Annotated in this window: 20 protein-coding genes; 7 read left to right on the forward strand and 13 right to left on the reverse strand. The window is 71.5% G+C overall.

Going from position 1 to position 21,813, the window contains the following annotated elements; genetic code table 11:
* Positions 1 to 1,938, reverse strand: a 1,938-nt coding sequence (locus ABWI04_RS27025) for a polynucleotide kinase-phosphatase (RefSeq protein WP_353834195.1), incomplete at its 3' end; no start/stop codon positions are given.
* 131 nt (positions 1,939 to 2,069) lie between these two features.
* Here ABWI04_RS27025 and ABWI04_RS27030 point away from each other — a divergent pair.
* A complete protein-coding gene (locus tag ABWI04_RS27030) occupies positions 2,070 to 3,278 on the forward strand; it encodes an RNA-guided endonuclease InsQ/TnpB family protein (protein ID WP_353834197.1) in 1,209 nt (402 codons plus the stop codon).
* A gap of 14 nt (positions 3,279 to 3,292) precedes the next feature.
* On the opposite strand, the gene ABWI04_RS27035 is transcribed toward ABWI04_RS27030, so the two are convergent.
* Positions 3,293 to 4,723 carry a 3' terminal RNA ribose 2'-O-methyltransferase Hen1 gene (locus ABWI04_RS27035; RefSeq protein ID WP_353834198.1) on the reverse strand — a complete coding sequence of 477 codons (1,431 nt, stop codon included), beginning with the start codon at positions 4,721 to 4,723 and terminating at the stop codon, positions 3,293 to 3,295.
* Between the two features lie 105 nt (positions 4,724 to 4,828).
* Between ABWI04_RS27035 and ABWI04_RS27040 the strand changes: the two genes are divergently transcribed.
* On the forward strand, positions 4,829 to 5,659 hold the full coding sequence (locus ABWI04_RS27040) for a TIGR02452 family protein (RefSeq protein WP_353834199.1): 831 nt from the start codon (positions 4,829 to 4,831) through the stop codon (positions 5,657 to 5,659).
* On the opposite strand, the gene ABWI04_RS27045 is transcribed toward ABWI04_RS27040, so the two are convergent.
* Positions 5,656 to 6,408, reverse strand: coding sequence for a TetR/AcrR family transcriptional regulator C-terminal domain-containing protein (locus ABWI04_RS27045; RefSeq protein WP_345184858.1), 753 nt, complete (start codon positions 6,406 to 6,408; stop codon positions 5,656 to 5,658). The genes ABWI04_RS27040 and ABWI04_RS27045 overlap by 4 nt on opposite strands.
* A 166-nt stretch (positions 6,409 to 6,574) precedes the next feature.
* Here ABWI04_RS27045 and ABWI04_RS27050 point away from each other — a divergent pair, with 166 nt between their 5' ends.
* On the forward strand, positions 6,575 to 8,281 hold the full coding sequence (locus ABWI04_RS27050; RefSeq protein WP_345184856.1) for an MFS transporter: 1,707 nt from the start codon (positions 6,575 to 6,577) through the stop codon (positions 8,279 to 8,281).
* Positions 8,282 to 8,339: 58 nt separating this feature from the next.
* Here the strand turns inward: ABWI04_RS27050 and ABWI04_RS27055 are convergent, their stop codons facing one another.
* Positions 8,340 to 9,266 carry an LLM class F420-dependent oxidoreductase gene (locus ABWI04_RS27055; protein ID WP_353834201.1) on the reverse strand — a complete coding sequence of 309 codons (927 nt, stop codon included), beginning with the start codon at positions 9,264 to 9,266 and terminating at the stop codon, positions 8,340 to 8,342.
* A 59-nt stretch (positions 9,267 to 9,325) separates the two neighbouring features.
* Complete coding sequence (locus ABWI04_RS27060; RefSeq protein ID WP_353834202.1) at positions 9,326 to 10,216, reverse strand: hypothetical protein; 891 nt, start codon at positions 10,214 to 10,216, stop codon at positions 9,326 to 9,328.
* A 117-nt stretch (positions 10,217 to 10,333) separates the two neighbouring features.
* On the opposite strand from ABWI04_RS27060, the gene ABWI04_RS27065 reads away from it, so the two are divergent.
* The gene (locus tag ABWI04_RS27065; RefSeq protein WP_353834204.1) at positions 10,334 to 11,365 is read left to right on the forward strand and encodes a glycoside hydrolase domain-containing protein; all 1,032 of its coding nucleotides are present in this window, start codon (positions 10,334 to 10,336) and stop codon (positions 11,363 to 11,365) included.
* A gap of 1 nt (position 11,366) precedes the next feature.
* On the opposite strand, the gene ABWI04_RS27070 is transcribed toward ABWI04_RS27065, so the two are convergent.
* Both ABWI04_RS27070 and ABWI04_RS27075 read right to left on the reverse strand, forming a co-directional pair.
* Complete coding sequence (locus tag ABWI04_RS27070; protein ID WP_353834205.1) at positions 11,367 to 12,542, reverse strand: GNAT family N-acetyltransferase; 1,176 nt, start codon at positions 12,540 to 12,542, stop codon at positions 11,367 to 11,369.
* A 66-nt stretch (positions 12,543 to 12,608) separates the two neighbouring features.
* Positions 12,609 to 13,187 carry a TetR/AcrR family transcriptional regulator gene (locus tag ABWI04_RS27075; protein WP_353834206.1) on the reverse strand — a complete coding sequence of 193 codons (579 nt, stop codon included), beginning with the start codon at positions 13,185 to 13,187 and terminating at the stop codon, positions 12,609 to 12,611.
* 81 nt (positions 13,188 to 13,268) lie between these two features.
* Between ABWI04_RS27075 and ABWI04_RS27080 the strand changes: the two genes are divergently transcribed.
* A complete protein-coding gene (locus ABWI04_RS27080) occupies positions 13,269 to 14,042 on the forward strand; it encodes an oxidoreductase (RefSeq protein WP_353834207.1) in 774 nt (257 codons plus the stop codon).
* Between the two features lie 30 nt (positions 14,043 to 14,072).
* Complete coding sequence (locus ABWI04_RS27085; protein ID WP_353834208.1) at positions 14,073 to 14,438, forward strand: VOC family protein; 366 nt, start codon at positions 14,073 to 14,075, stop codon at positions 14,436 to 14,438.
* Here ABWI04_RS27085 and ABWI04_RS27090 read toward each other — a convergent pair.
* From ABWI04_RS27090 to ABWI04_RS27100, 3 genes are all read right to left on the reverse strand, one after another.
* Entirely contained in the window at positions 14,435 to 14,962 is a 528-nt protein-coding gene (locus ABWI04_RS27090) for a GNAT family N-acetyltransferase (protein ID WP_353834209.1), read from the reverse strand. The genes ABWI04_RS27085 and ABWI04_RS27090 overlap by 4 nt on opposite strands.
* 156 nt (positions 14,963 to 15,118) lie before the next feature.
* Positions 15,119 to 15,571 carry a hypothetical protein gene (locus tag ABWI04_RS27095; RefSeq protein WP_345184835.1) on the reverse strand — a complete coding sequence of 151 codons (453 nt, stop codon included), beginning with the start codon at positions 15,569 to 15,571 and terminating at the stop codon, positions 15,119 to 15,121.
* 722 nt (positions 15,572 to 16,293) lie between these two features.
* Positions 16,294 to 16,680: an ATP-binding protein gene (locus ABWI04_RS27100; RefSeq protein WP_353834210.1), complete on the reverse strand. Its 387-nt coding sequence runs from the start codon at positions 16,678 to 16,680 to the stop codon at positions 16,294 to 16,296.
* 77 nt (positions 16,681 to 16,757) lie between these two features.
* On the opposite strand from ABWI04_RS27100, the gene ABWI04_RS27105 reads away from it, so the two are divergent.
* The gene (locus tag ABWI04_RS27105) at positions 16,758 to 17,504 is read left to right on the forward strand and encodes a GntR family transcriptional regulator (RefSeq protein ID WP_353834211.1); all 747 of its coding nucleotides are present in this window, start codon (positions 16,758 to 16,760) and stop codon (positions 17,502 to 17,504) included.
* A gap of 41 nt (positions 17,505 to 17,545) precedes the next feature.
* On the opposite strand, the gene ABWI04_RS27110 is transcribed toward ABWI04_RS27105, so the two are convergent.
* From ABWI04_RS27110 to ABWI04_RS27120, 3 genes are all read right to left on the reverse strand, one after another.
* Positions 17,546 to 18,139 (reverse strand): PH domain-containing protein, encoded by a 594-nt coding sequence (locus ABWI04_RS27110; RefSeq protein WP_353834212.1) that lies wholly within the window; start codon positions 18,137 to 18,139, stop codon positions 17,546 to 17,548.
* A gap of 197 nt (positions 18,140 to 18,336) precedes the next feature.
* Positions 18,337 to 19,674: a class I SAM-dependent RNA methyltransferase gene (locus tag ABWI04_RS27115; RefSeq protein WP_353834213.1), complete on the reverse strand. Its 1,338-nt coding sequence runs from the start codon at positions 19,672 to 19,674 to the stop codon at positions 18,337 to 18,339.
* Complete coding sequence (locus ABWI04_RS27120) at positions 19,667 to 21,700, reverse strand: APC family permease (protein ID WP_345184824.1); 2,034 nt, start codon at positions 21,698 to 21,700, stop codon at positions 19,667 to 19,669. Before ABWI04_RS27120 ends, ABWI04_RS27115 begins: the two co-directional genes overlap by 8 nt.
* Positions 21,701 to 21,813 lie beyond the last annotated feature (113 nt).

Consider the following 21,813-nt stretch of genomic DNA (forward strand, 5'->3'; position numbering starts at 1 on the left):
CAGGCCGGCGACCTGGTCCTTGGGCAGCTTCGCGGCCACCCGGTAGGCCTCCTTGCCGTCCACCTTCTCCACCGCCTCGGGCGACGGCCCCTGCGGGATGAGGTCCATCGCCTTCGCCGACCACGGCAGCATCTCGCCGTCGAGGACGAGCCATCCGGTGTCCAGTTCGTCCCAGAGCCCCGCCGCGCCGACGGCGGCGCGGAGCCGGTCCAGGACCTCGGCCGTGCGGGACGGGTCGCGGAAGAAGGACCGCCCGGTGCGGGTGTAGACGGCGCCGGTCGTCCCGTCGTCCACGCCGAACCGCTCGGCGGCCACCGAGGCGTCGCGGCACACGACCGCCACGGCGCGCGAGCCCATGTGCTTCTCCTCGCACACCACGCGCAGGACGCCCTTGTCCCGGTACGCGGCGAGGGCCTCGGCCGGATGCTCCAGGTATCCCGGCAGGGGCGACGTCTCGGCGGGGGCCATGGTGGGCGGCAGGTAGACGAGCCAGCGCGGGTCCACCGCGAACCGGCTCATCACCTCCAGCGCGGCCAGCGCGTTCTCCTCCCGGACCGAGACGCGGCCCATCAGGCGGGTCTCGACGCCCTGGTTCCCGAGGACGTCCCCGATGTTGAGGACGTCGTTCTCCCGGTGGCCGCCCGCGCTCGCCTTGGCCGGCGCCTCCAGCGGACGCGTCGGCTCGTACCAGACCTGCCGCGCCGGAACCGACGCCAGCTCGCGCTCCGGATACCGCAGCGCCGTCAGCTTCCCGCCGAACACCGCACCGGTGTCCAGGCAGATGGTGTTGTTCACCCACTCCGCCTCCGGGACGGGCGTGTGGCCGTACACGACCATCGCCTTGCCCCGGTAGTCGCGCGCCCACGGGTAGCGCACCGGAAGGCCGTACTCGTCGGTCTCCCCGGTCGTGTCGCCGTACAGCGCGAACGAGCGGACCCGTCCGGACGCGCGGCCGTGGTAGTCCTCCTTGAGCCCGGCGTGGGCCACGACCAGGCGTCCGCCGTCCAGGACGTAGTGGCTGATGAGGCCGTCCATGAACCGCAGCGCGCCGTCGCGGAAGTCCTCGTCCTCGGCGGCGAGCTGCTCCAGCGACTCGGCGAGCCCGTGCGCGAGCCGCACCTTGCGCCCGCGCAGCGCGCGGACGAGCTTGGCCTCGTGGTTGCCCGAGACGCACAGCGCGTCGCCGGCGGCCACCATGCCCATCACCAGGCGCAGCACGCCCGGCGAGTCGGGGCCGCGGTCGACCAGGTCGCCGACGAAGACGGCGGTCCGCCCGCCGGGGTGGCTCGCGCCGGCGGCGCGCCCCCGCGCGTCCCGGAGGATCTCGTAGCCGAGGTCGGCGAGGAGGTCCTCCAGCTCCGCGCGGCAGCCGTGCACGTCGCCGATGACGTCGAACGGGCCGGTCAGCTCGCGCCTGTCGTTCCAGGCCTTCTCGTACCGGATCGTCGCGGCGTCGATCTCGTCGGGTCCGGTCAGGACGTGGACGCGGCGGAACTCGCGGCCCAGCGAGCGCATGCCGCGCCGCAGCTCGCGGCGCTGGCGCGGGATGACGTGCGGGGCCAGGTCGCGCTCCGGGCGCCCGGCGTTGCGCTCGGCGGCGAGGGCCTCGGGGACGTCCAGCACGATCGCCACCGACAGGACGTCGTGCTCCTTGGCCAGCTTGAGCAGCGACTCCCGCGCCTTGGTCTGCACGTTGGTCGCGTCCACCACGGTCAGCAGTCCGCGCCGCAGGCGCTTGCCCACGATGTAGTGCAGCAGGTCGAACGCGTCGCCGGTGGCCGACTGGTCGTTCTCGTCGTCCGACACGACCCCGCGGCAGAAGTCCGACGACACCACCTGGGTCGGCTTGAAGTGCTTGCGCGCGAAGTGCGACTTGCCCGACCCGGACACGCCGACGAGCACGACGAGCCCCATCTCCGGGACCTTGATCTCGGTCATCTGGATTCCTCCATGGATGCCCCGGCCGTCAGGCCAGGGAGAAAACGCGCCTCTGCGGAGCAGAGCGGCGAAGCCGGGGCGTTACGACTTCCGTCAGGTCGGCTCGCACCGAAGCTGTTAGAACGTGTGGCATGGCGCGGCAGGTCAAGCGGGCGTTCAAATACCGCTTCTACCCGACCGGCGAGCAGGCGGCTGAGCTGTCTCGCACATTCGGCTGCGTGCGCATGGTCTACAACAAGGCACTGGAGGAGCGGACCCGGGCCTGGTACGGCGAGGGGCGCCGGATCTCCTACCCGCAGTCGTCCGCTCTTCTGACGCAATGGAAGAAGACCGAAGAACTCGCCTTCCTGGCCGAAGTGTCCTGCGTCCCGCTCCAGCAGGCGCTGCGCCATCTGCAGACGGCGTTCGCCAACTTCTTCGCCAAGCGGGCCGCCTATCCGCGGTTCAAGGCGCGCAAGCGGTCGCGTGCGTCGGCCGAGTACACCCGGAGCGCGTTCATTTGGCGCGACGGGCGCCTCACTCTGGCGAAGATGTCCGCGCCGCTGGACATCCGCTGGTCGCGTCCGCTGCCCGAGGGTGTGGAGCCGAGCACGGTGACGGTGTCGCGCGACAGTGCCGGGCGCTGGTTCGTGTCCCTGCTCTGCCAGGACTGCGTCGCCTCCGCCCCCACCACGGACGCGGCGGTCGGGGTGGACGCCGGGATCACTTCGCTGGTGACCCTGTCGACCGGGGAGAAGATCGCCAACCCCCGGCACGAACGGCGCGACCGCGCCCGCCTGGCCAAGGCGCAGCGCGAGCTTGCCCGCAAGGCCCCCGGCTCGGCGAACCGCGACAAGGCCCGCCGCAAACTCGCCCGCTTGCACGCGCGAATCAGCGACCGGCGCCGCGACTTCCTGCACAAACTGTCGACTCGTCTCGTCCGTGAGAACCAAACGGTCGTGATTGAAGACCTCGCCGTCCACAACCTGCTCAGGAACCGCACGCTCGCGCGCGCCATCTCCGACACGGCGTGGGCGGAACTGCGCGCGATGCTGGAGTACAAGTGCGCCTGGTACGGCCGCGAACTCGTGGTGGTCGACCGCTGGTTCCCCTCCTCCAAGCTGTGCGGAACCTGCGGAACCATCCGCGCCAAGCTGCCGCTGGACGTCCGCGAATGGACGTGCGGCTGCGGCAGCGTGCATGACCGCGACGTCAACGCCGCGCGCAACATCCTGGCCGCCGGGCTGGCGGTGACCGCCTGTGGAGACGGTGTAAGACCTCAACGGGACACCTCCCGGACGAGGCGGTCGTCGGCGAAGCAGGAAACCCAGCGAGCAAACGCTGGAACCCCCTGCCTCTAGGCCGGGGGAGGAAGTCAACGGGTGAACACTCCCATCTGCGTCGGCGCGCCGACCTCGGGGTCGTCGTCGCCGACGGGAACGTGGCGGACGCGGTAGCCGTGCTCGGCGGCGACCCGGTCCGCCCATGCGCGGAACTCCGGGCGCGTCCATTCGAAACGGTGGTCGGGGTGGCGCATCGCCCCGGGCGCCAGCCCCTCGTAGCGGACGTTGTGCTCGGCGTTCGGGGTCGTGACGACCACGACGCGGGGCGCGGCGTGGCCGAACACGACCCGCTCGACGGCGCCGAGGCGCGGCGGGTCGACGTGCTCGATGACCTCCATCAGCACGGCCGCCTCGTACCCGCGGAACCGGTCGTCGGCGTAGGTGAGCGCGCCCTGGAAGACTTCCCGCACGCGGTCGTTCTCGCGGCGCGGCTGCTTGTCCAGCCGCAGGCGGCGGGCGGCGTGGCCGAGCGCGCGGTACGAGACGTCCGAGCCGGAGATCTCGCTGAAGAACTCGTCCTTGGCCAGCCGCGCCATGAGCTTGCCCGAGCCGCAGCCGAGGTCGATGACCCGGCGGGCGTCCTCGTCGTGCAGCGCCTGCACCACCGACCGCAGCCGCAGCTCCGCGAGCGAGACGGACGCCTCCTCGGGCGCCTCCGCCCGCCCGTCCTCGGCGGCGGCCTCTTCCTCCTCGACCTCCACCGGGTCGAGCTCCTCGTCGGACGCGTCCTCGGCGTCGGCGAGACGGCCCAGCGCGGACTGCACGAGGCTGCGCCGGTTGGCCAGGTACCGGCGCGTGATGGCGCCGCGGTCGGGGTGCGCGGCCAGCCAGCCCTCCCCCGCCCGGATGAGCTTGTCGACCTCGTCGGGCGCCATCCAGTAGTGCTTGGCGTCGTCGAGGACAGGCAGCAGGACGTACAGCTGGTTGAGGGCGTCGGCGAGCCGCAGCGTCCCGGTCAGGGTGAGCGTCACGTACCGGGAGTCGCCCCACTCGGGGAAGTCGGGGTCGAGCGGCACGGGCACGGCCGACACGTCCCAGCCGAGCGGAGCGAAGAACCGCTCGGCCTGGCCGGGCCCGCCCCTGCACGGGAGGGCGGGCAGGACGATCTCCAGCGGGACGGGCGTCTCCGCGAGTTCGGGGCGCAGGTCGCAGCGTCCCCGCATGGCGGTGCGGAACACGTTCGCCATGGCCGACGCCAGGAGCGACGACGCCGCGTACGGGCGGTCGTTCACGTACTGGCCGAGAGAGAAGTCGGGCGTGCCTCTGCCGCGCGTGCGCACGAGCTGGACCGGGTCGACGTCCAGCAGCAGGGCCGCCGTGCAGCGCCCCTCCTCCGCGTCCGGGTAGAAGACGTGCGCCGTGCCGTAGGACTGCTCGAAGCGCTGCACCCGGTCCGGATGCTTGTGCAGGAGGAACCCCAGGTCGGTCGCCTGGCTCATCGTCGTGGTGATCGTCAGAAGCACGTCCCAAGTGTGGCGGAACGCATCGAACGCCCCTATCCATTTTCCGGAACGCCGGACTTAAAGGGTTTGCGCCCGGTTCGCCTGACCAGCAGAATCCGGAGCGACATGAGCAGACACCCCCGCCGGATGACCGCGCAGGAGACCGTGGCCATCCTCGAACGCGGCGACTACACCGCGCCGTCCGGCCGCACCGTCCCGATCGCGGACGACCTGGCCGAGGCCGTCCGCCGCACCGTCCTCTACCGGCCGGGCGAGCTGGACACGCTGCTGGAGAACCTTCCTCCGGCCGGCCCCGGCACGCGCACGCGGATCGAGGTGACCGGCGAGACGACGCTCGCCGCCGCCCGACGGCTGCGCGCCCCCGGGACGACGCCGTTCGCGCTCAACTTCGCCTCCGCGAAGAACCCGGGCGGCGGCTTCCTGAACGGGGCGCACGCCCAGGAGGAGGGGCTGGCGCGCTCGTCGGGCCTGTACGAGTCACTGCGCTCGGCCAGGGAGTACTACGACTTCCACCGCGCCCAGGGAGACCTCCTCTACAGCGACCACATGATCTACTCGCCGGACGTGCCGGTGTTCCGGGACGACTCCGGGCGGCTGCTGGAGGAGCCCTACGGCGTCACGTTCCTGACGTCGCCCGCGCCGAACCGCGGCGCGATCAGGGACGCCGCCAAGGCCGAGCGGATTCCGGCGGCGCTGCGGCTGCGCGCCCGCAAGGTCCTCGCCGTGGCGCTGGCCAACGGGCACACCCGGATCGTTCTCGGCGCCTGGGGCTGCGGCGTCTTCCGCAACGACCCCGCCGAGGTCGCCGAGGTGTTCGCCGAGGCGCTGCATCCGGGCGGAGAGTTCGCCGACCGGTTCGAGCACGTGGTCTTCGCCGTCTGGGACACCGCCAAGGGCGCCCCCAGGCACGCGGCCTTCGAGCGTGCCTTCGCCTAACCGTCCTCTTCGGGGCGGGACGCCTCCGCGGCGTAGGAGGCGATTCCCCGGACGAGCATGTCGAGGCCGAACTCGAAGCGCCCGTCGCCGCTCTCCGCGGTGAGCTCGTCCACCATGCCGGAGATCGTCGGGTAGCGGTCCTCGGGCAGGGCGGCGAAGTACTCGCGGATCTGGTCGAGGTACTTCTGGAAGTACGTCCACGGGTCCCCCGCTCCAGGGGGCGTCTTGGCGTGGTGGAGCGTGTCCTCGATGGCGTCGGCGTCGAGGAACATGCCGAGGGTGCTCACGGCCAGCCCGGCGATCCGCTTCGGGACGCCGCCGGCGCGCATGAGGGCGAGCTGCGTCTCGGCGACGTCCAGCAGGTGGGGTCCGGTGGGAATGAGCGCCATCGACACCACCGCGATGTCGCGGTGCGAGGTGTAGACGCGGCGGATCTCGCGCGCCAGCTCCTTCAGCTGCTCCTGCCAGCGCGCCGGGTCGGGGACGGGGAGCCGGATCTCGGCGGCCACCCGGTCGAGCATCAGCTCGCGCAGCTCCTCCTTGCCCGAGACGTGGGCGTAGAGGGACGCCGGACCCGTGCCGAGCTCCTGCGCGACGCGGCGCATGGTCACGGCGTCCAGCCCCTCGGCGTCCAGGACGCGGATCGCCGTGTCGACGACGAGCTCCTGCGTGAGCGGCTGGCGGGCGGGCGCGGCCCTGCGCGGCCTGCGGCCGGGCGGCGTCGGCATGTCCGGGCGTGCGGTGACCACGTCAGGACCTCCTGATCTCGCGATGCATCTTGACTATCGCGAATCGCGATATATCTTCTCTATCGGAGAGAGGATTTCTCGTACACGAACATCGTACTTGACACGAACAGCGTTCGCCCGTAGAACACTGTTCGTAGACAACGAACACTGTTCTCCCGGAGTGACCATGACCGAAACCCTGACCTCCCCCGCCCGGGGCACCGCCGACGGCGGCTACCGCTGGCGCTGGGTCGCCCTGTTCGTGATCCTCGCCGGCGAGGTCATGGACATGCTGGACGCCCTGATCACGGCCATCGCCGCCCCCACGATCCGCGCCGAGCTCGGCGGGTCGGCGGCCACCATCCAGTGGCTCGCCGCCGCCTACACCCTCGCCATGGCCGTCGGGCTCATCACCGGCGGACGCCTCGGCGACCTCTACGGCCGCAAGCGGATGTTCCTCATCGGCGCGGCCGGCTTCACGGTCGGCTCGCTGCTGTGCGGCATCGCCGGCTCCCCCGGGATGCTGGTCGGCGCCCGCGGCATGCAGGGCCTGTTCGGCGCGCTGATGCTGCCCCAGGGCATCGGAATGATCAAGCAGATGTTCTCGGCGAAGGAGATGGGCGCCGCGTTCGCCATGTTCGGGCCGGTCATGGGGCTGTCGTCGGTCGGCGGCCCGGTGCTGGCCGGCTGGCTGATCGACGCCGACCTGTTCGGCACCGGCTGGCGGATGATCTTCCTGATCAACCTGCCGCTGGGCGCCGCCGCCGTGCTCGCCGGGCTGAGGTTCCTGCCCGAGGGGCGCGCCGAGCACGCCTCCCGGCTCGACCTCACCGGCGCGGTCCTGGCCTCCCTCGGCGCCGGGCTGCTGATCTACCCCCTCGTCCAGGGCCGCGAGCACGACTGGCCCGCCTGGACGTTCGCCATGATGGCCGCCTCCCTCGTCGTGTGGGGCGTGTTCGCCTGGTACGAGACCCGCAAGCAGCGCCTCGGCGGCGACCCGCTGATCGTGCCGAGCCTGTTCCGCAAGCGGGGCTTCACCGGCGGCCTCGTCGTCGGCCTGGTGTTCTTCTCCGGCGTCGCCGGCCTCGGCCTGGTGCTGGCGCTGTTCTTCCAGCTCGGGCTGGGCTACTCCCCGCTCAAGGCCGGCCTCGCGCAGATCCCGTGGTCGGTCGGCATCGTCATCGGCTTCGGCCTCATGCAGGCCGTGCAGGGCCTCGGCCGCAAGGTGATCCACGCGGGCGCCGTCGTCATGGCCGCCGGGATCGCCGGGCTGTACTTCACCCTCCGGTACGCCGGGACCGACGTCACCCCCTGGCAGCTCATCCCCGCGCTGACCGTCACCGGGATCGGCATGGGCCTGCTGATGGGGCCCTTCTTCGACACCGTGCTGGCGGGCGTCGAACCCGAGGAGACCGGCTCGGCGGGCGGCACGCTCACCGCCGTCCAGCAGCTCGGCAGCGCGCTCGGCGCGGCCGTCCTCGGCACGGTCTTCTTCGGGCTGCTCGGCGGGCACGTCGCGTCCGCCGCCGACGACGGCGCCGCCGCCCTGCGCCGCGACCTCGCCGCCGCGTCCGTCCCGGCCGCGCAGCGGGACCGCGTCGTGGACGGCCTGCGCGACTGCGGCCGCGACCGCGCCACCGCCAAGGACGCCGCCGCCGTGCCCGCGTCCTGCGGCCGCCTGGAAAACGCCGTCGGGGCCGCCGTCGCCGCCGCGCCGCAGTCGGCTCCCGCCGTCCAGAAGGCGGTCGCCGGGGCGGGCGAGCACGCGGCCAAGGTCGGGTTCGGCGACGCCATGAAGTTCACGCTGTGGGTCGAGGTCGGGCTCCTCGGCCTGACCTTCCTGGTGACGTTCCTGCTGCCGATGCACGCGCGCCCGGAGGAGGAGACCGCCTGACGTGACGCACGGGGCCCGCGCCCAGGGGACTCCCCCGGGCGCGGGCCCCGCCTCGCCGTCAGAGCTTGCTCATCACCTCGGAGGCCAGCAGCTCCACGTGCTCCAGGTCGCTCATGTCGAGGACCTGGAGGTACAGGCACTCCGCGCCCAGCTCGCCGAACTGGCCGATCTTGTCGACCAGCTCCTGCGGGGTCCCGGCCAGCCCGTTCTCGCGCAGCTCCGGCACCTTCCGCCCGATGGCGTCGGCGCGCCGCTTCAGCTCCGCCTCGTCCCGCCCGCAGCACACGACCTGCGCGGCCGAGTACACCAGCGGCCTCGTCCGGCCCGCCTCGGCGACCGCCGCGCGGACCCGGTCGAACGCGCCGCCGGTGTCCTTGACCTGGTGGAACGGGACGTTGTACTCGTCGGCGTAGCGGGCGGCCAGCCGCGGTGTCCGCTTCGCCCCCGCGCCGCCGATGATGATCGGCGGCCCGCCCGGGCGCACCGGCTTGGGCAGCGCGGGCGACTCGGTCAGGGTGTAGTGCCGCCCGCTGAAGGAGAACGTCTCGCCGGACGGCGTCCCCCACAGCCCGGTGAGGATCTGCAACTGCTCCTCGAGCCGGTCGAAGCGCTCGCCGAGGCTCGGGAACGGGATGCCGTAGGCGGCGTGCTCCTCCTGGAACCACCCCGTCCCGAGGCCCAGGTCGACGCGCCCGCCGCTCATCTGGTCGACCTGCGCGACGGAGATCGCCAGCGGCCCCGGATAGCGGAACGTTCCCGCCGTCACCAACGTGCCGAGCCTGATCCGGCTGGTCTCCCGCGCCAGCGCGCCCAGCGTGATCCAGGAGTCCGTCGGGCCCGGCTCGCCCGAGACGTCCCCCATCTTGACGAAGTGGTCGGAACGGAAGAACGCGTCGAAGCCGAGCTCCTCGGCCGCCTTGGCGACGGCGAGCTGTGTCTCATACGTCGCCCCCTGCTGGGGCTCGGTGAAGATTCGAAGTCGCATGTCCCCATCCTCGTACGAACCGGGTGGTGGTCGCGCGGCGGGTCAGCCCCCGCCCGGCGTCACCCCGAGCGACCAACCCTCCGCACCGCCGCCGGCACCTTCGCCTTGGGCTTCTTGGCCGTCGGCTTTTTCACATGCGGCTTCTTGGCCGTCGGCTTCTTCGCGTCCGGCTTCTTCGCATGCGACTTCTTGGCTTCCGACTTCTTCGCATGTGGCTTCTTGACCGTCGGCTTCTTGGCTTCCGGCTTCTTCGCTTCGGACTCCTTCGCGTCCGGCACCTTCGCCTTGGGCTTCTTGGCGTCCGGCTTCTTCGCCTCGGGCTTCTTCGGGGACGCCTTGGAGTGTCCTTCCTGGGCGGACGTGGCGATGCGGACGGCTGGGAACATGCGCGCCGCGTGGGCGGTGCCCCACGTCACGGTTCCGCGCAGGCGGATCCGCTGACCGGGCCTGGCGTCGTCCGACACCTTGGCCTTGATCGCGCCGGTGACGGTCCCCCCGTCCCGCACGGCGCCGAGCTCGCACTCGACCGTCCACCCGGCGGCAGCGCAGTCCCTGTTCCCCGAGACGAACGCCAGCGATCTCGGCAGCGTCGTCCTGAACACCGCCTTGCCGGACTTGCCCGGCCCCTTGGCGGCCATCTTGAACGTCCACTCGTAGGTGCGCCCCGGGACGACGGCGCTCGCGGGCCCGCCCGTGCGGAGCGCCACGCCCGCGGCCTGCTTGCCGTGCTGCTTGGATTTCGGCTTCGGGCCGGGCCCGTCGGCCTGCGCTGCGGCAGGCAGGAGAACGCCTCCCAGCACCGGCGCGGCGATCGCCAGCACCATGCCCTGCACCCTCAACGTCCGGATCACTACGAACCCCCCGTGGCCTGCGGTTTTGTTGCGGTCACCGTCCGTTCTAGTGATCCGGAGGCGCGGCCGCCAACGCCGCGTCGGCGTGTCGCCACGCACGGTGACTCTTGACCGTCCACCCCCTTACGGACGGTCAACCTCCGCAATCTCCTGCGCCACAAAGGACAAAGCCTGTTAAATCGCCAAGACCCCGACAACCCGACACATGGAGCTGACATGGCTGTCTTCGGCGTCGACTACGCGTGGGGCCGCCCCGGCGCGTCCGCGCTGGAACGCGCCGGGGCGAAGTTCGCGTGCCGTTACCTGTCGCACGACACGAGCGGCAAGAACCTGACCCGCAAGGAGGCCGACGAGCTGTCAGCCGCGGGCATCTGGCTGGTGGTCGTGTGGGAGTCGACCGCCAAGCGCCCCCTCGCCGGCCGGTCCGCCGGCGCGGCCGACGCCCGGGACGCCGCCGCCCAGGCCAGGGCGTGCGGCATGCCGGACGACCGGCCGATCTACTTCGCCGCCGACTGGGACGCCACCTCCGGGCAGCAGGACGAGATCAACGCCTACCTGGACGGCGCGGCGAGCGTCCTCGGCCGCGACCGGGTCGGCCTCTACGGCGGCTACGGCCCGGTCAAGCGCGCCTTCGACGCCAAGAAGATCACCTTCGGCTGGCAGACGTACGCCTGGTCGGGCGGCAAATGGGACGCCCGCGCCCAGCTCCGGCAGTACTCCAACGACCACACGATCAACGGCGTCGGCGTCGACTACGACCGCGCCGTCAAGAGCGACTACGGGCAGTGGCGCGTCGGCGTCTCGCCCGAGGGAGAGGACGACATGCCCGACTACGTGTCCGTCGGCACCGGTGGCGACCACCAGGAGCTTCCTCCCGGCAAGTGGACCGAGGTCACCTGGAGCAAGGAGTACTCCGACAAGGAGCACCAGCACGGCGACTCGGGCGGCCCCGGCCTGCTGACCGGCTCGGCCCGCTACAGCGTGTCGGTGAGCGCGACGCTCAGCGGCGTCCCCGCGGGCACGCTCATCCAGGCCCGCGTGGTCGAGATGGCGGACGGCGACTCCTCCAGCCTGCAGATCGGCCCCGTCCAGGACTTCATCTCCGTCGGCGAACCCACCAACCTCCTCTACGGCCTCGCCGCCGACACCGTCGAGGCGGGCAAGCGCGTGCGCTTCCAGCTCCTCCACCAGGGCGCCGCCGCCGCGACGATCGCCAAGGCCAGCGCCAAGGTCTTCTTCTGGCGGTGACTCAGAAGTCGTCGTTGATGTAGGGCGCCAGCGGAACGGCCAGCGCGGCCTCCAGGCGCGCGGCCGCACCCGGCGTGTGCTCGGTGACGGCGCCGATCCGTACCAGGGTGACCGGGCTCTGGCCGCCCAGGTAGACGGCCGCGAGATCGGCGGCGCTCAGGCTGAGGTCCGGTGGCCCGGAGGCCGGTTCGCAGGCCGGCGTCGCTCCGGTCGTGAGGCGCCAGCGGCCGGCGTTCGCCGGGATGCGCGAATCCTCGATCTCCAGGACGAAGGCGTCCTCGGCGGCCCAGGAGCGGGCGCGAAGAGCGGCCGGCACGTCGATCAACCGCAGCCAGAGGGCGCCGAAGTCCCTCGTGACCTTGACCCGGTCGGGGTCGGCGACCATGTGCGGCAGCAGGTCGTCCACCGGACGGCCCAGCGCCTCGATGCGGGACGTCAGGTCGATCGACGCCAGGAACTTCCAGAGCGCGGCCTCCGCCTGCGGGGTGTCGGCGACGAGGTCGACCACCCGGACCGTCCCCTCGCGGACCCGGTAGACCACGTAGCCGGCGGGATGGACGACGATGCGCGGCGCGGTGTAGCCGGGTGACTCCCGGTCGACCGGCCGCAGGATCGCCTTGGCCCACCACTCGGGATCGCGCACGAGCCCGCCCGGGCGCAGCGAGCGCCGGTGGATCGGATCGACCAGCTCGGGCGCGGACGCGGCGTCGACGAGCCGCAGCGGCCGGTCGTCCGGGGCCGTGCGGAACTCCAGCGGACGCGACGTGCTCACTTCCAGGTCGATCGCCCGCGTGGCCAGCCCGAAACCGTACCGGCCGTAGATGGCGCCCTGCGAAGCCCAGAGCGCGGCCACCGGACGCCCCGCCGCGATGGCGTCGGCGTGCATCCGGTCCATCATGGACGTCAGGATTCCCCGGCGCCGATGCGTGGGCAGCACCCCGACGAACGTGACCGCCGAGCAGTCGAGCAGAGCGCCCGGGACCGCGAGCCGCATCGGCATGGCCGCGAGCTGCCCGACCCTCGTGTCGCCGTCATAGGCGCCGATCCGCTCGGCACGGGTGAGCGGCCACCCCTCCCGATCGCGGTCGCCGTCCTCCATGGGCAGGTGGAACACCATCCCGGCGAAGTCGACCATGAGCGCGGCGTCGGCCTCCGGCACGTCCCTGATCTCGATCACACGTCCACGCTATGCGGCCGCGCAACAGGTTTTCCAAGGTCACGGGAGTCGGCCGGGGCATCCGGCTCAGTCCGCCCGCCGGGCGCCGTGGCGCAGGCCGTCGAAGAGGAGAGCGGTGATCTGCCGGGCCTCGACCTGCCAGCCTTCCGTGGCGCGCATCCCGCAGATGCCGCCCAGCGCGCGCAGCAGGGTGGAGCCCGTGACGTCGCCGCGGACGGCGCCGGCCTCGGCGCCCGCGGCGAGCAGCCGGTCGAGAGCGTTCGCCATCTGGGTGCGGGCGGTCCCGAAGACCGGTGAGTCCGTGGCCATGATGCTCTCCAAGGCGACGGACATCCCCTTGCCGACGGCCGCGTGGTCCACGAGCAGCAGCAGGAAGCGCCGCAGGGCCTCGTCGGGGGCGTGCCGGTCCAGAAGCTCCACGGGTGCGGCGCACAGTTCGTCGACCTCCTTGCGATAGACCTCCTCGATGAGGACCTCGCGTGTCTCGAAGTGGCGGTAGAACGTCCCGACCGCCACGCCGGCACTACGGGCGATCTCCTCGACATGCGCGTCGGTGTCGCCGCCGAGGAACGCCTCCCGCGCCGCGGCGAGGAGCGCCTCGCGGTTGCGTCGCGCGTCGGCGCGCAGCGGGCGTGATGACGACAACGGGACCTCCATAAGGTGAGTCCGGTTCCGTTTGTGTACTACTGTTTCCGGAGTCGGGTTCATGTTACGAGGGAGATTCCCATGACGATCACAGAAGAAGGACTGGGCGGCCTCCGAGTGCTGGTCACCGGCGGCAGCCGCGGCCTGGGCCAGGCCACCGTCCGCCGGTTCGCCGCCGCGGGCGCGACCGTGCTGGCGGCGTCCCGGAGCAGGCCGAAGGAGGGGGACGGCGCCACGTTCATTCCGGCGGACCTCTCGACGGAGGAGGGCGCGGCGGAACTGGGCCGCCGCGTCGTCGACCTCGTGGGCGGAGTGGACGTCCTGGTGAACAACGCGGGCGCGGCGAGCGCACCGGCGCCGACGTTGACCCGGTCGGAGGAGTCCTGGCGCGCGGACCTTGAGATGAACCTCCTCAGCGCCGTGCGCCTGGACCGGGCGCTGGTACCGGGGATGGTCGAACGCGGCTCCGGCGTCGTCGTGCACGTCTCCTCGATCGCCAGCCGGCTCCCGCAGCGCACCGAGGCGTCCTACGCCGCCGCCAAGGCGGCGCTCAACGCCTACAGCCGCGAACTGGCGACCGAGGTCGGCGAGCACGGGGTGCGCGTGGTGTGCGTCCTTCCGGGCTTCGTCGTCACCGACGGCGCGGCCGCCCACCTCCAGCACATGGCCGACCAGCGAGGCGTCGGCCCCAACGAGATCGAGCGACAGATCGTGGACGACCTGAAGGTCCCGATGGGCCGCGCGGGAGACCCCGAGGACGTCGCCGAACTGATCGCGTTCCTCGCCTCCCGGCGCGCGAAGTGGCTCACCGGAGCACAGTTCCGCGTCGACGGCGGCATCATCCCGACCGTCTGAGCACCGCCCGACTCGAAGAACGGGAAACCCGTGATCGTCAACCTGAGTTCCGTGGTCATCGACGCCGCCGAACCGGAGCCGGAAGGCGCCTTCTGGCACCGGCTGCTCGGCGGCTCGATCACCCGCACGCCGAGCCACCACTTCGTCCAGGCCCCCGGCCTGCCCGTGCTCGTCATCCAGTCGGCCCCGGGACAGGTCGCCCCGAACTGGCCGGACGGCCTCCAGCAGATGCACCTCGACTTCACCGTCGACGACCTCGCGGCCGCGGACCGCACGGCGCTCGAAGCCGGTGCCACCAGGCTCCGGCCCGCAGACGACGTCCACCCGGAAACCCAGAACGGCAGCCGGGTCTACGCCAGTCCGGCCGGACACCCCTTCTGCCTGCGATCAGCCTAAGAGGGCGGCACACCGCCCGCCCGACCGAGCTGCTTGACCAGGAACCGCGCGGGGTCGACTACTTCATGGCGGGTCCCGTGGTCGTCGATGTAGTGGTACCGATCGAGGTAGCGGCAGCCGGTCTCCTGGTAACCGAGCCGGAGGTAGAGATCGGCTGCCCGCTGGTTGTCGTCGTCCACACCCAGCCCGATCCGGTCGTGACCGCGTTGGCGGACGAGGGCTTCGGCCGTGCCGATGAGCGCGCGCCCGATGCCCTGGGACCTCAGTTCGGGCGGCCAGACCCCCAGACCGTTGAGCTCGGGACAGTTCGGATAAAGCCGCCTCACCTCGGGAGCGGCGCAGCCGTGCCACAGGATCTGCCCGGTTCCGACGGGAACGGCTTCGGCCCAGGCGATCAGAAACGTGGTGAGCCCGCGCCGCTGCTGCTCGAACCGTGCCGCATGCCTCCTGGTCCGACCGGGCGAGGGAATGCAGGACTCCAGCAGCTCAAGATCTTCCTCCCTGCACTCTCGGATACCGACCATCCACCAAGCCCTCTCCAGAAGCCGACCTGCCAGCCCGCACGAACACCCCCGCCCCCAACCTCCCGAAGCAGGACGTTTCGTCCTACCAGAACGCCGATGACCCCCGCACGCGACTTCGCCCAGGCTGCTACTTCAAGTTCCGGGCCGGACTCTCATTCACACCTCCTTCCCCTGCTGGAAACCACCCCCGCCGAGCGAGGCACCGGCAGGCGCCAGGCTTCGGAACACGCCGAAGATGTCGGCACCGCTGTGCATGCGCACGATGACGCAGCACGGCCGCAGGCCGGCTTCCGCGCGGGTCGACTTCCGCTCGACCGCCCGGATCTCCGGGTTCCCCCCGTTGACGATGAGCGCGGCGAGGTGCTGCTCGATCAGGCGGATTGACGTCCGGCCCGAACTCGGCATTTCCGGCAGGGTCACCGGCACGGGCGGATCCCCAGTGACCGGGACCTCATCGTGCTCATCGCCCGACGACGGACTGGTCCGTACCCATTGCAGTTCGATCTGGGCGCCCGTGGTCAGAGTAATGATGTGCCCGAACCGGGGATCGGTGATCCCCGCGTCGCCGAAGGGCTTCACGCTGGTGATGGCCGGAGAATCGCTCAACACGCCCCCGACCCAAGGAGCCCATCGGGGCAGTCGCATATCCCCTCCTGTCATCGCGCCACTCACACGCGCGAGTCACGCTACAGGGTCAAGCGGACACACTCTGTGTTGTATTCGCCCAGGCCTCAGCCGCTGTGGCATGGGTGGGCCCGGGTCATGGCTGGCGCCGATGTCCACGGCGTAACCGCGCACGCCCATGCGCCGGGCGAGCACCGACAGTTGCGGGTGCGGCTCCAGGCCGAGCAGCCGCACGATCTTTCCGGCGCCCTCGCCCACGTCGCCGGTCGGGCCGAGATCGAGCCCGGAGTCCCAGACGAACCGGCCCCGCACCGCACCGACCGAACGAGCGACCCCGGTCCGCGTCCTGGTGACGATGCTGCCCTCGTGCTCGATGACCGTCGCCGCGCTCCACCAGCGCCTTGCCCAGCGCCAGAAGCGCGCGTCCGGTTTCAGCGGCGTCCTGCTGGGACCTCGGGTTCCACAGCGCGTCGGCGGAACCGGCACCCAGAATGATCGCCTTCTCGCCGCCCCCTTCCCGAACGGCGCGAAACGGGAGGGACGGCAAGTCACTCCCCTCAATCCTCCACCCGGGGAACTCGTCGCGCAGCGCGGCGAGGCGCGCTGCCGGATCCTCGGGTGGCATTGGGTTGGGCGCCTCGCTCATATCCGGGCCTCGTTTCCGGTCAGGCCCGAGAGCAACCGGTGTTCGCGCACCGCCCGGGCCGTCATTGATCGCTCCAGGTCAGCTCGGCCCACATGGTCTGCCCGTCAGCGTCGCCGTCGTGGCCCACCCTGTCGGCCAAGGAGTAGACGATGAGCAGTCCGCGGCCATGGCCGTCCTCGTCCTCGGGAATGCACGGGACCGGATGCCACTGCCTGCCGTCGCCGGAGTCGTGGACGGCGATGCGGGCGCGGCCGGGCGCCACCTTCACGAGCACCGTGACCTCGCCGCCGTCGCCACTGGGCGTGTGCCGCAGGCTGTTGACGACGAGCTCGGCTGCGATGAGCTCGGCGTCCTCACGGCGCGGCGACTTTCTGACCATCGCTCGAACGAAGGCCCGGGCGACCGGCACCATGGAGACGCAGCCGGGGTAGGGCTGGCTCCACTCCACGGATCCCTCCTACGGAACGTGACCATGCCGTCCCCCAACCTGTGTCCGAGCATTCGCACCCAGCGGTCGGAGGCGCCGTGACCCAGCCCGCCTACCAGCGCATAGCCGATGATCTACGGCGCCAGGTCATCGACGGCACCCTCGCGCCGGGCGACCGCGTCCCCTCGCGGGCCCAGCTCCGCGAGCGCTACGAGGTTTCCGATCAGGTCGCCCTCGGCGCCGTCCGGCTGCTCACCACCGAAGGCTTCCTCGAAGCGCGGTCCGGCTCGGGGACGTACGTGCGGCGCAAGCCGGAGCTCAAGCGCCTCGCCCGGTCCTGGTACGGCTCCTCCGGCCGGGACGGGTCGCCGTTCCGCACGGAGATGCAGCGGCAGGGCCGCGCCGGCACGTGGCGCGTCGCATCGGAGAGCGGTCCCGCGTCCCCGGCCGTGGCGGAGCGGCTCGACATCACGGCGGGCGACCCCGTCATGTGCAGCCGCTACACCTTTCTGGCCGACGAGCAACCCGTGATGCTGTCCACGAGCTGGGAGCCGCTCGACCTGACGCACGGCACGCCGGTGATGTTCCCGGAGGAGGGCCCGCACGCCGGCGCCGGAGTGGTCGCGCGGATGCGGGCGATCGGGCAGCACGTCGAGTCGGTGCAGGAGGTCGTGTCGGCGCGGCCGGTACTCCAGTCCGAGGCGGAGTTGCTCGGTGGGGCGCTCGGGGCCGTGGTCATGGTCATCCAGCGGACCTATCGCACGGCGGAGCGGGCGGTGGAGACGGCCGACATTGTGGTGCCCACGGACCGCTACGAGGTGGAGTACGTCCTGCCGGTGGAATGACGCCCGCCCACCGACCGAGGGCCGACGGGTGACGCGCGAGATCAGATGCGGGCGAGCAACTCGGCCTTCTTCGCCTCGAACTCCTCCGCGGTGACGACGCCGGCATCGCGAAGCTTCCCCAGCTTCTCCAGCGCGGCGAACACGTCTTCACGCTGGGTGGTCTGCGGCGATACCGCGGGCTGCTCTGCGGGCGGGGCGGGCGGTCGCCGAACCGGCGCGGGAGGCGGCGCTGCCGGGTGGCTAGGCCCGGACGCCAGGCGCTCGCGGATCGTGTCGGCGATGGTCTTGCCGCCCCGCTTCTGGACATTGATGATCTCCGCCTTGTTGCCGGAGGAGAACACCGTCAGCTTGCCCGACATCGGCCCGGATGACCACTGAACCGAGGAGATCTTGTCGAGCGGGAAATCTTCGGTGGTCTTAGACGTCCAGCCGTCCCTGACGAACAGCAGCCTTCGGTCGGTAAGGACGACCAAGCCCATCCCGTTCCCGTAGCTACCGGAGACCATGTGTCGGACGGTCTCCCCTTCCCAGAGATAGTCGGTCAGCTTCCGGATCTCCCGCTTTGCGCCGATCCTCTGTTCCATGCGGTCGGCGGCTGCCTGGACATCAGGACGTAGCGTTACGTTGGCGGCCATGGCGGACTCCTCACAGGTCCGGAGAAGTGCTCCTGTGACCCACGGTACGGCGGCGTCGTTCACAGGCGTGAGGAGCCCATCGCCTTCCGGCCATCCCGGACGCGCTGCGACCGTGCGCCGCCCCTGGTCATGATCTTGATCTGCCGGAGATCACAGTGACGCATTCCCCGGAAGACACCGCAGGTCAGCGCCGGTTTCTAGCCTCTCACCAGGGTCGCCAAGCACTCGACGTGGTGGGTCATGGGGAAGGCGTCGAAGGCGCGGAAGGTCTCCAGGGTCCAGCCGCGTTCGCTGAAGTAGGCGAGGTCGCGGGCCAGGGTGGCCGGGTCGCAGGAGACGTAGGCGATCTTGCGGCCGGCGAGGCGGGTGATGTGGTCGACGACCTCGCGGCCCGCGCCGGTGCGGGGCGGGTCGAGGACGACCAGGTCGGCCTTGCGGACCCGGGAACCGCCGTGGTGGCCCGTGCCGCGCTTGTTCTGCGTGCGGGAGCCCGAGGACGCGCGGCCGAACTCCAGGTCGGCGATGACCTCCTCGACGGGGCCGCGCTCGATCGAGACGTTCGAGAGGTCGCGCAGGTTGTAGCGGGCGTCGCGGACGGCCTGGCCGTCCGACTCGACGCCGACGACGAGGCCCTCGTCGCCGACGCGGTCGGCGAGGACGCCGGCGAACAGGCCGACGCCGCAGTACAGGTCGAGGGCGATATCGCCGGGCTTCGGTTCGAGGGCGTCCAGGACGGCGTCGGCGAGCAGCTGCGCCGCGCCCGGGTGCACCTGCCAGAAGCCGCTGCCGCTGACCTGGTAGAGCCGCCCGGAGACCTCTTCACGCACGTACGGGAGCCCGGCGCCCGGTTCGGGCTTGCCGCGCACGAGCCGGACCGGCACGTCCAGCCGGGGGACGCGGATCTTGCGGCGGTCGCGGCCGCGCAGCACGACGAGGCGGTCGCCCGTGCTCGCCGAGACCACGCCCTCGACGCCGGACGCGCCCGGCCAGCGCTTGCGCTCGATGCCCATGAGCTCCACGCCGGGGTGGGCGGTCAGGCACTCGTCCACGGGCTCGATGTCGTGCGACCGGTGCTTGCGCAGGCCGACGACGCCGGAGGAGACCGAGAACTGGACGCGGGTGCGCCAGCCGAGCCCCGGCGGCGGCACCACCTCGCCGTCGACCGGGTACGGGACCTCCTCGACGACGACCGTGCGGGTGATCCCGGCGAGCCGCTCCAGCTGCTCCTGGACGACCGCGGCCTTCAGCGCCCGCTGGGCGGGCAGGGAGGCGTGCTGCCAGTCGCAGCCGCCGCACCGTCCGGGGCCCGCGAACGGGCAGGGCGCCTGCACGCGGTCGGGCGACGCCTCGATGATCTCCACGGCGTCGGCGCGGAGGAAGTTCTTGGTGCGGTCGGTGACGCGGGCCCTCACCCGTTCGCCGGGCAGGGCGTGCCGGACGAAGACCACGCGCCCCTCGTGCCGGGCGACGCAGAAACCGCCGTTGGCGACGTTGCCGACCTCCAGTTCGAGGACGTCGGGTTCGAGTTCAGTCACGGTCCGAAACACTACCGGCACCGGGGCGTGCCCCGGTCCGCGGCGGGCGCCGGGACGAGCCGGGGCCCGGGGGCTCCTTGCGCCCCTTGAGCCGGTCGGAGGACTGCAGCTGCCACGCGACGCTCGTCACCATCACGCCCGGCTGGAACAGCAGCCGCCCCTTCAGCCGCAGCGCGCTCTGGTTGTGCAGGAGGTGCTCCCACCAGTGGCCGACGACGTACTCGGGGATGAACACGGTGACGACGTCGCGGGGGCTCTTGCGCCGGACGCTCTTGACGTAGGACAGGACCGGGCGCGTGATCTCCCGGTACGGCGAGTCGAGGATCTTCAGCGGGACGGGGATGTCGAGGGCGTCCCACTCCTGCTGGAGGCGCTGCGACTCCTCGGCGTCCACCGCCACCGTCACCGCCTCCAGCGTGGAGGGGCGGGTGGCGCGGGCGTAGGCCAGGGCCCGCAGCGTCGGCTTGTGGATCTTGGAGACGAGCACGATGCCGTGGTTGCGGGCGGGCAGCGCGACGTCCTCGCCGGAGGGAACCAGCTCGGCGGCGACCCGGTCGTAGTGCCGCCTGATGCCCTTCATCAGCAGGTAGAGCAGCGGCATCGCGATGCAGACGATGTAGGCGCCGAGCGCGAACTTGGTGATCAGCACGACGACCAGGACGATGCCGGTGAGGGTGGCGCCGAAGGCGTTGATCCCGCGGGAGGTGCGCATCCGGCGGCGCTGCGCCGGGTCCGGCTCGGTGGCCAGGAGCCGGTTCCAGTGGCGGACCATGCCGACCTGGCTGACGGTGAACGACACGAAGACGCCGACGGTGTACAGCGGGATCAGCCGGCTGACGGACGCGTCGTAGGCGTAGATCAGCAGCCCGGCCATGGTGGCCAGGATGATGATGCCGTTGCTGTAGGCGAGGCGGTCGCCGCGGGTGTGGAGCTGGCGCGGCAGGTAGCGGTTCTGCGCGAGCACCGAGCCGAGCACCGGGAACCCGTTGAACGCGGTGTTGGCGGCGAGGAACAGGATCAGCGCGGTCATCGCGGTGACCAGCGCGAACCCGGGGGTGAAGTTGCTGAACACCGTGTGCGCGACCTGCGCGATCACCGGGTCGGCGTCGGTCACGGGCCTGCCGGTGGACGGGTCGATCAGCTGGCTGCCCTGGTCGGGCTCGGCGAACTTGGCGTCGGTGATGTAGGCGAACGCGGTCACGCCGCCGAACAGCGTCATCGCGACGAGCCCGAGCATCAGCAGGGTCGTGGCGGCGTTCTCGCCCTTGGGCTTCTTGAACGCGGGCACGCCGTTGCTGATCGCCTCGACCCCGGTCAGCGCGGCGCAGCCCGAGGAGAAGGCCCTTAGCAGCAGGAACACCAGGGCGAACCCGGCGATGCCCATCTCGTCGCCGCGGACCTCGTAGTGCGCCGTCTCGGCCTGCAGGTGGGTGCCCGAGACCAGCCGGACCAGGCCCCACGCCAGCATGCCGAAGACCGCGAACATGAACAGGTAGGTGGGGATCGCGAAGGCGACCCCGGCCTCCTTGAGGCCGCGCAGGTTCCCGAGGGTGAGCAGCACGACGATGACGATCGCGACGACGACCTCGTGCGGCTGCATGAACTTCAGCAGCGCGCCGAGGTTCTCGACCCCCGACGACACCGACACCGCCACGGTGAGGACGTAGTCGACCAGCAGCGCGCTGGCCACCACGACGCCCCAGTTGCCGCCGAGGTTGGTGGTGGCGACCTCGAAGTCGCCGCCGCCGCTCTGGTAGGCCCGGACGTTCTGCCGGTAGGAGGCGACCACGGTCAGCAGGATGATCACGACGGCCGCGGCGATCCACGGGGTGTAGTGGTACATCACGAGACCGCCCGCGCCGAGCGCGAGCAGGATCTCCTGCGGAGCGTAGGCGACCGACGACAGCGCGTCGCTCGCGAAAACGGGCAGCGCGATGCGCTTCTTCAGCAGCTGCTCGCTCTGCTGGGCGCTACTGAGCGCGCGGCCGAGGAGGAGCCGCTTCGCGAGGTCGGGAACCTTTGACACGCAACGAGACTCTAGCCCCTGCGGACCGCTGCGCAGCGCCCGGCCGCCACCCGTTCCGCGGGCGCCTCGCCGCCCCGGCGGATAGCTGGTTGAGTAGTACTCGCCTGGGCGGA

Source organism: Actinomadura sp. NPDC000929 (assembly GCF_040492065.1).
Lineage (GTDB): Bacteria > Actinomycetota > Actinomycetes > Streptosporangiales > Streptosporangiaceae > Spirillospora > Spirillospora verrucosospora.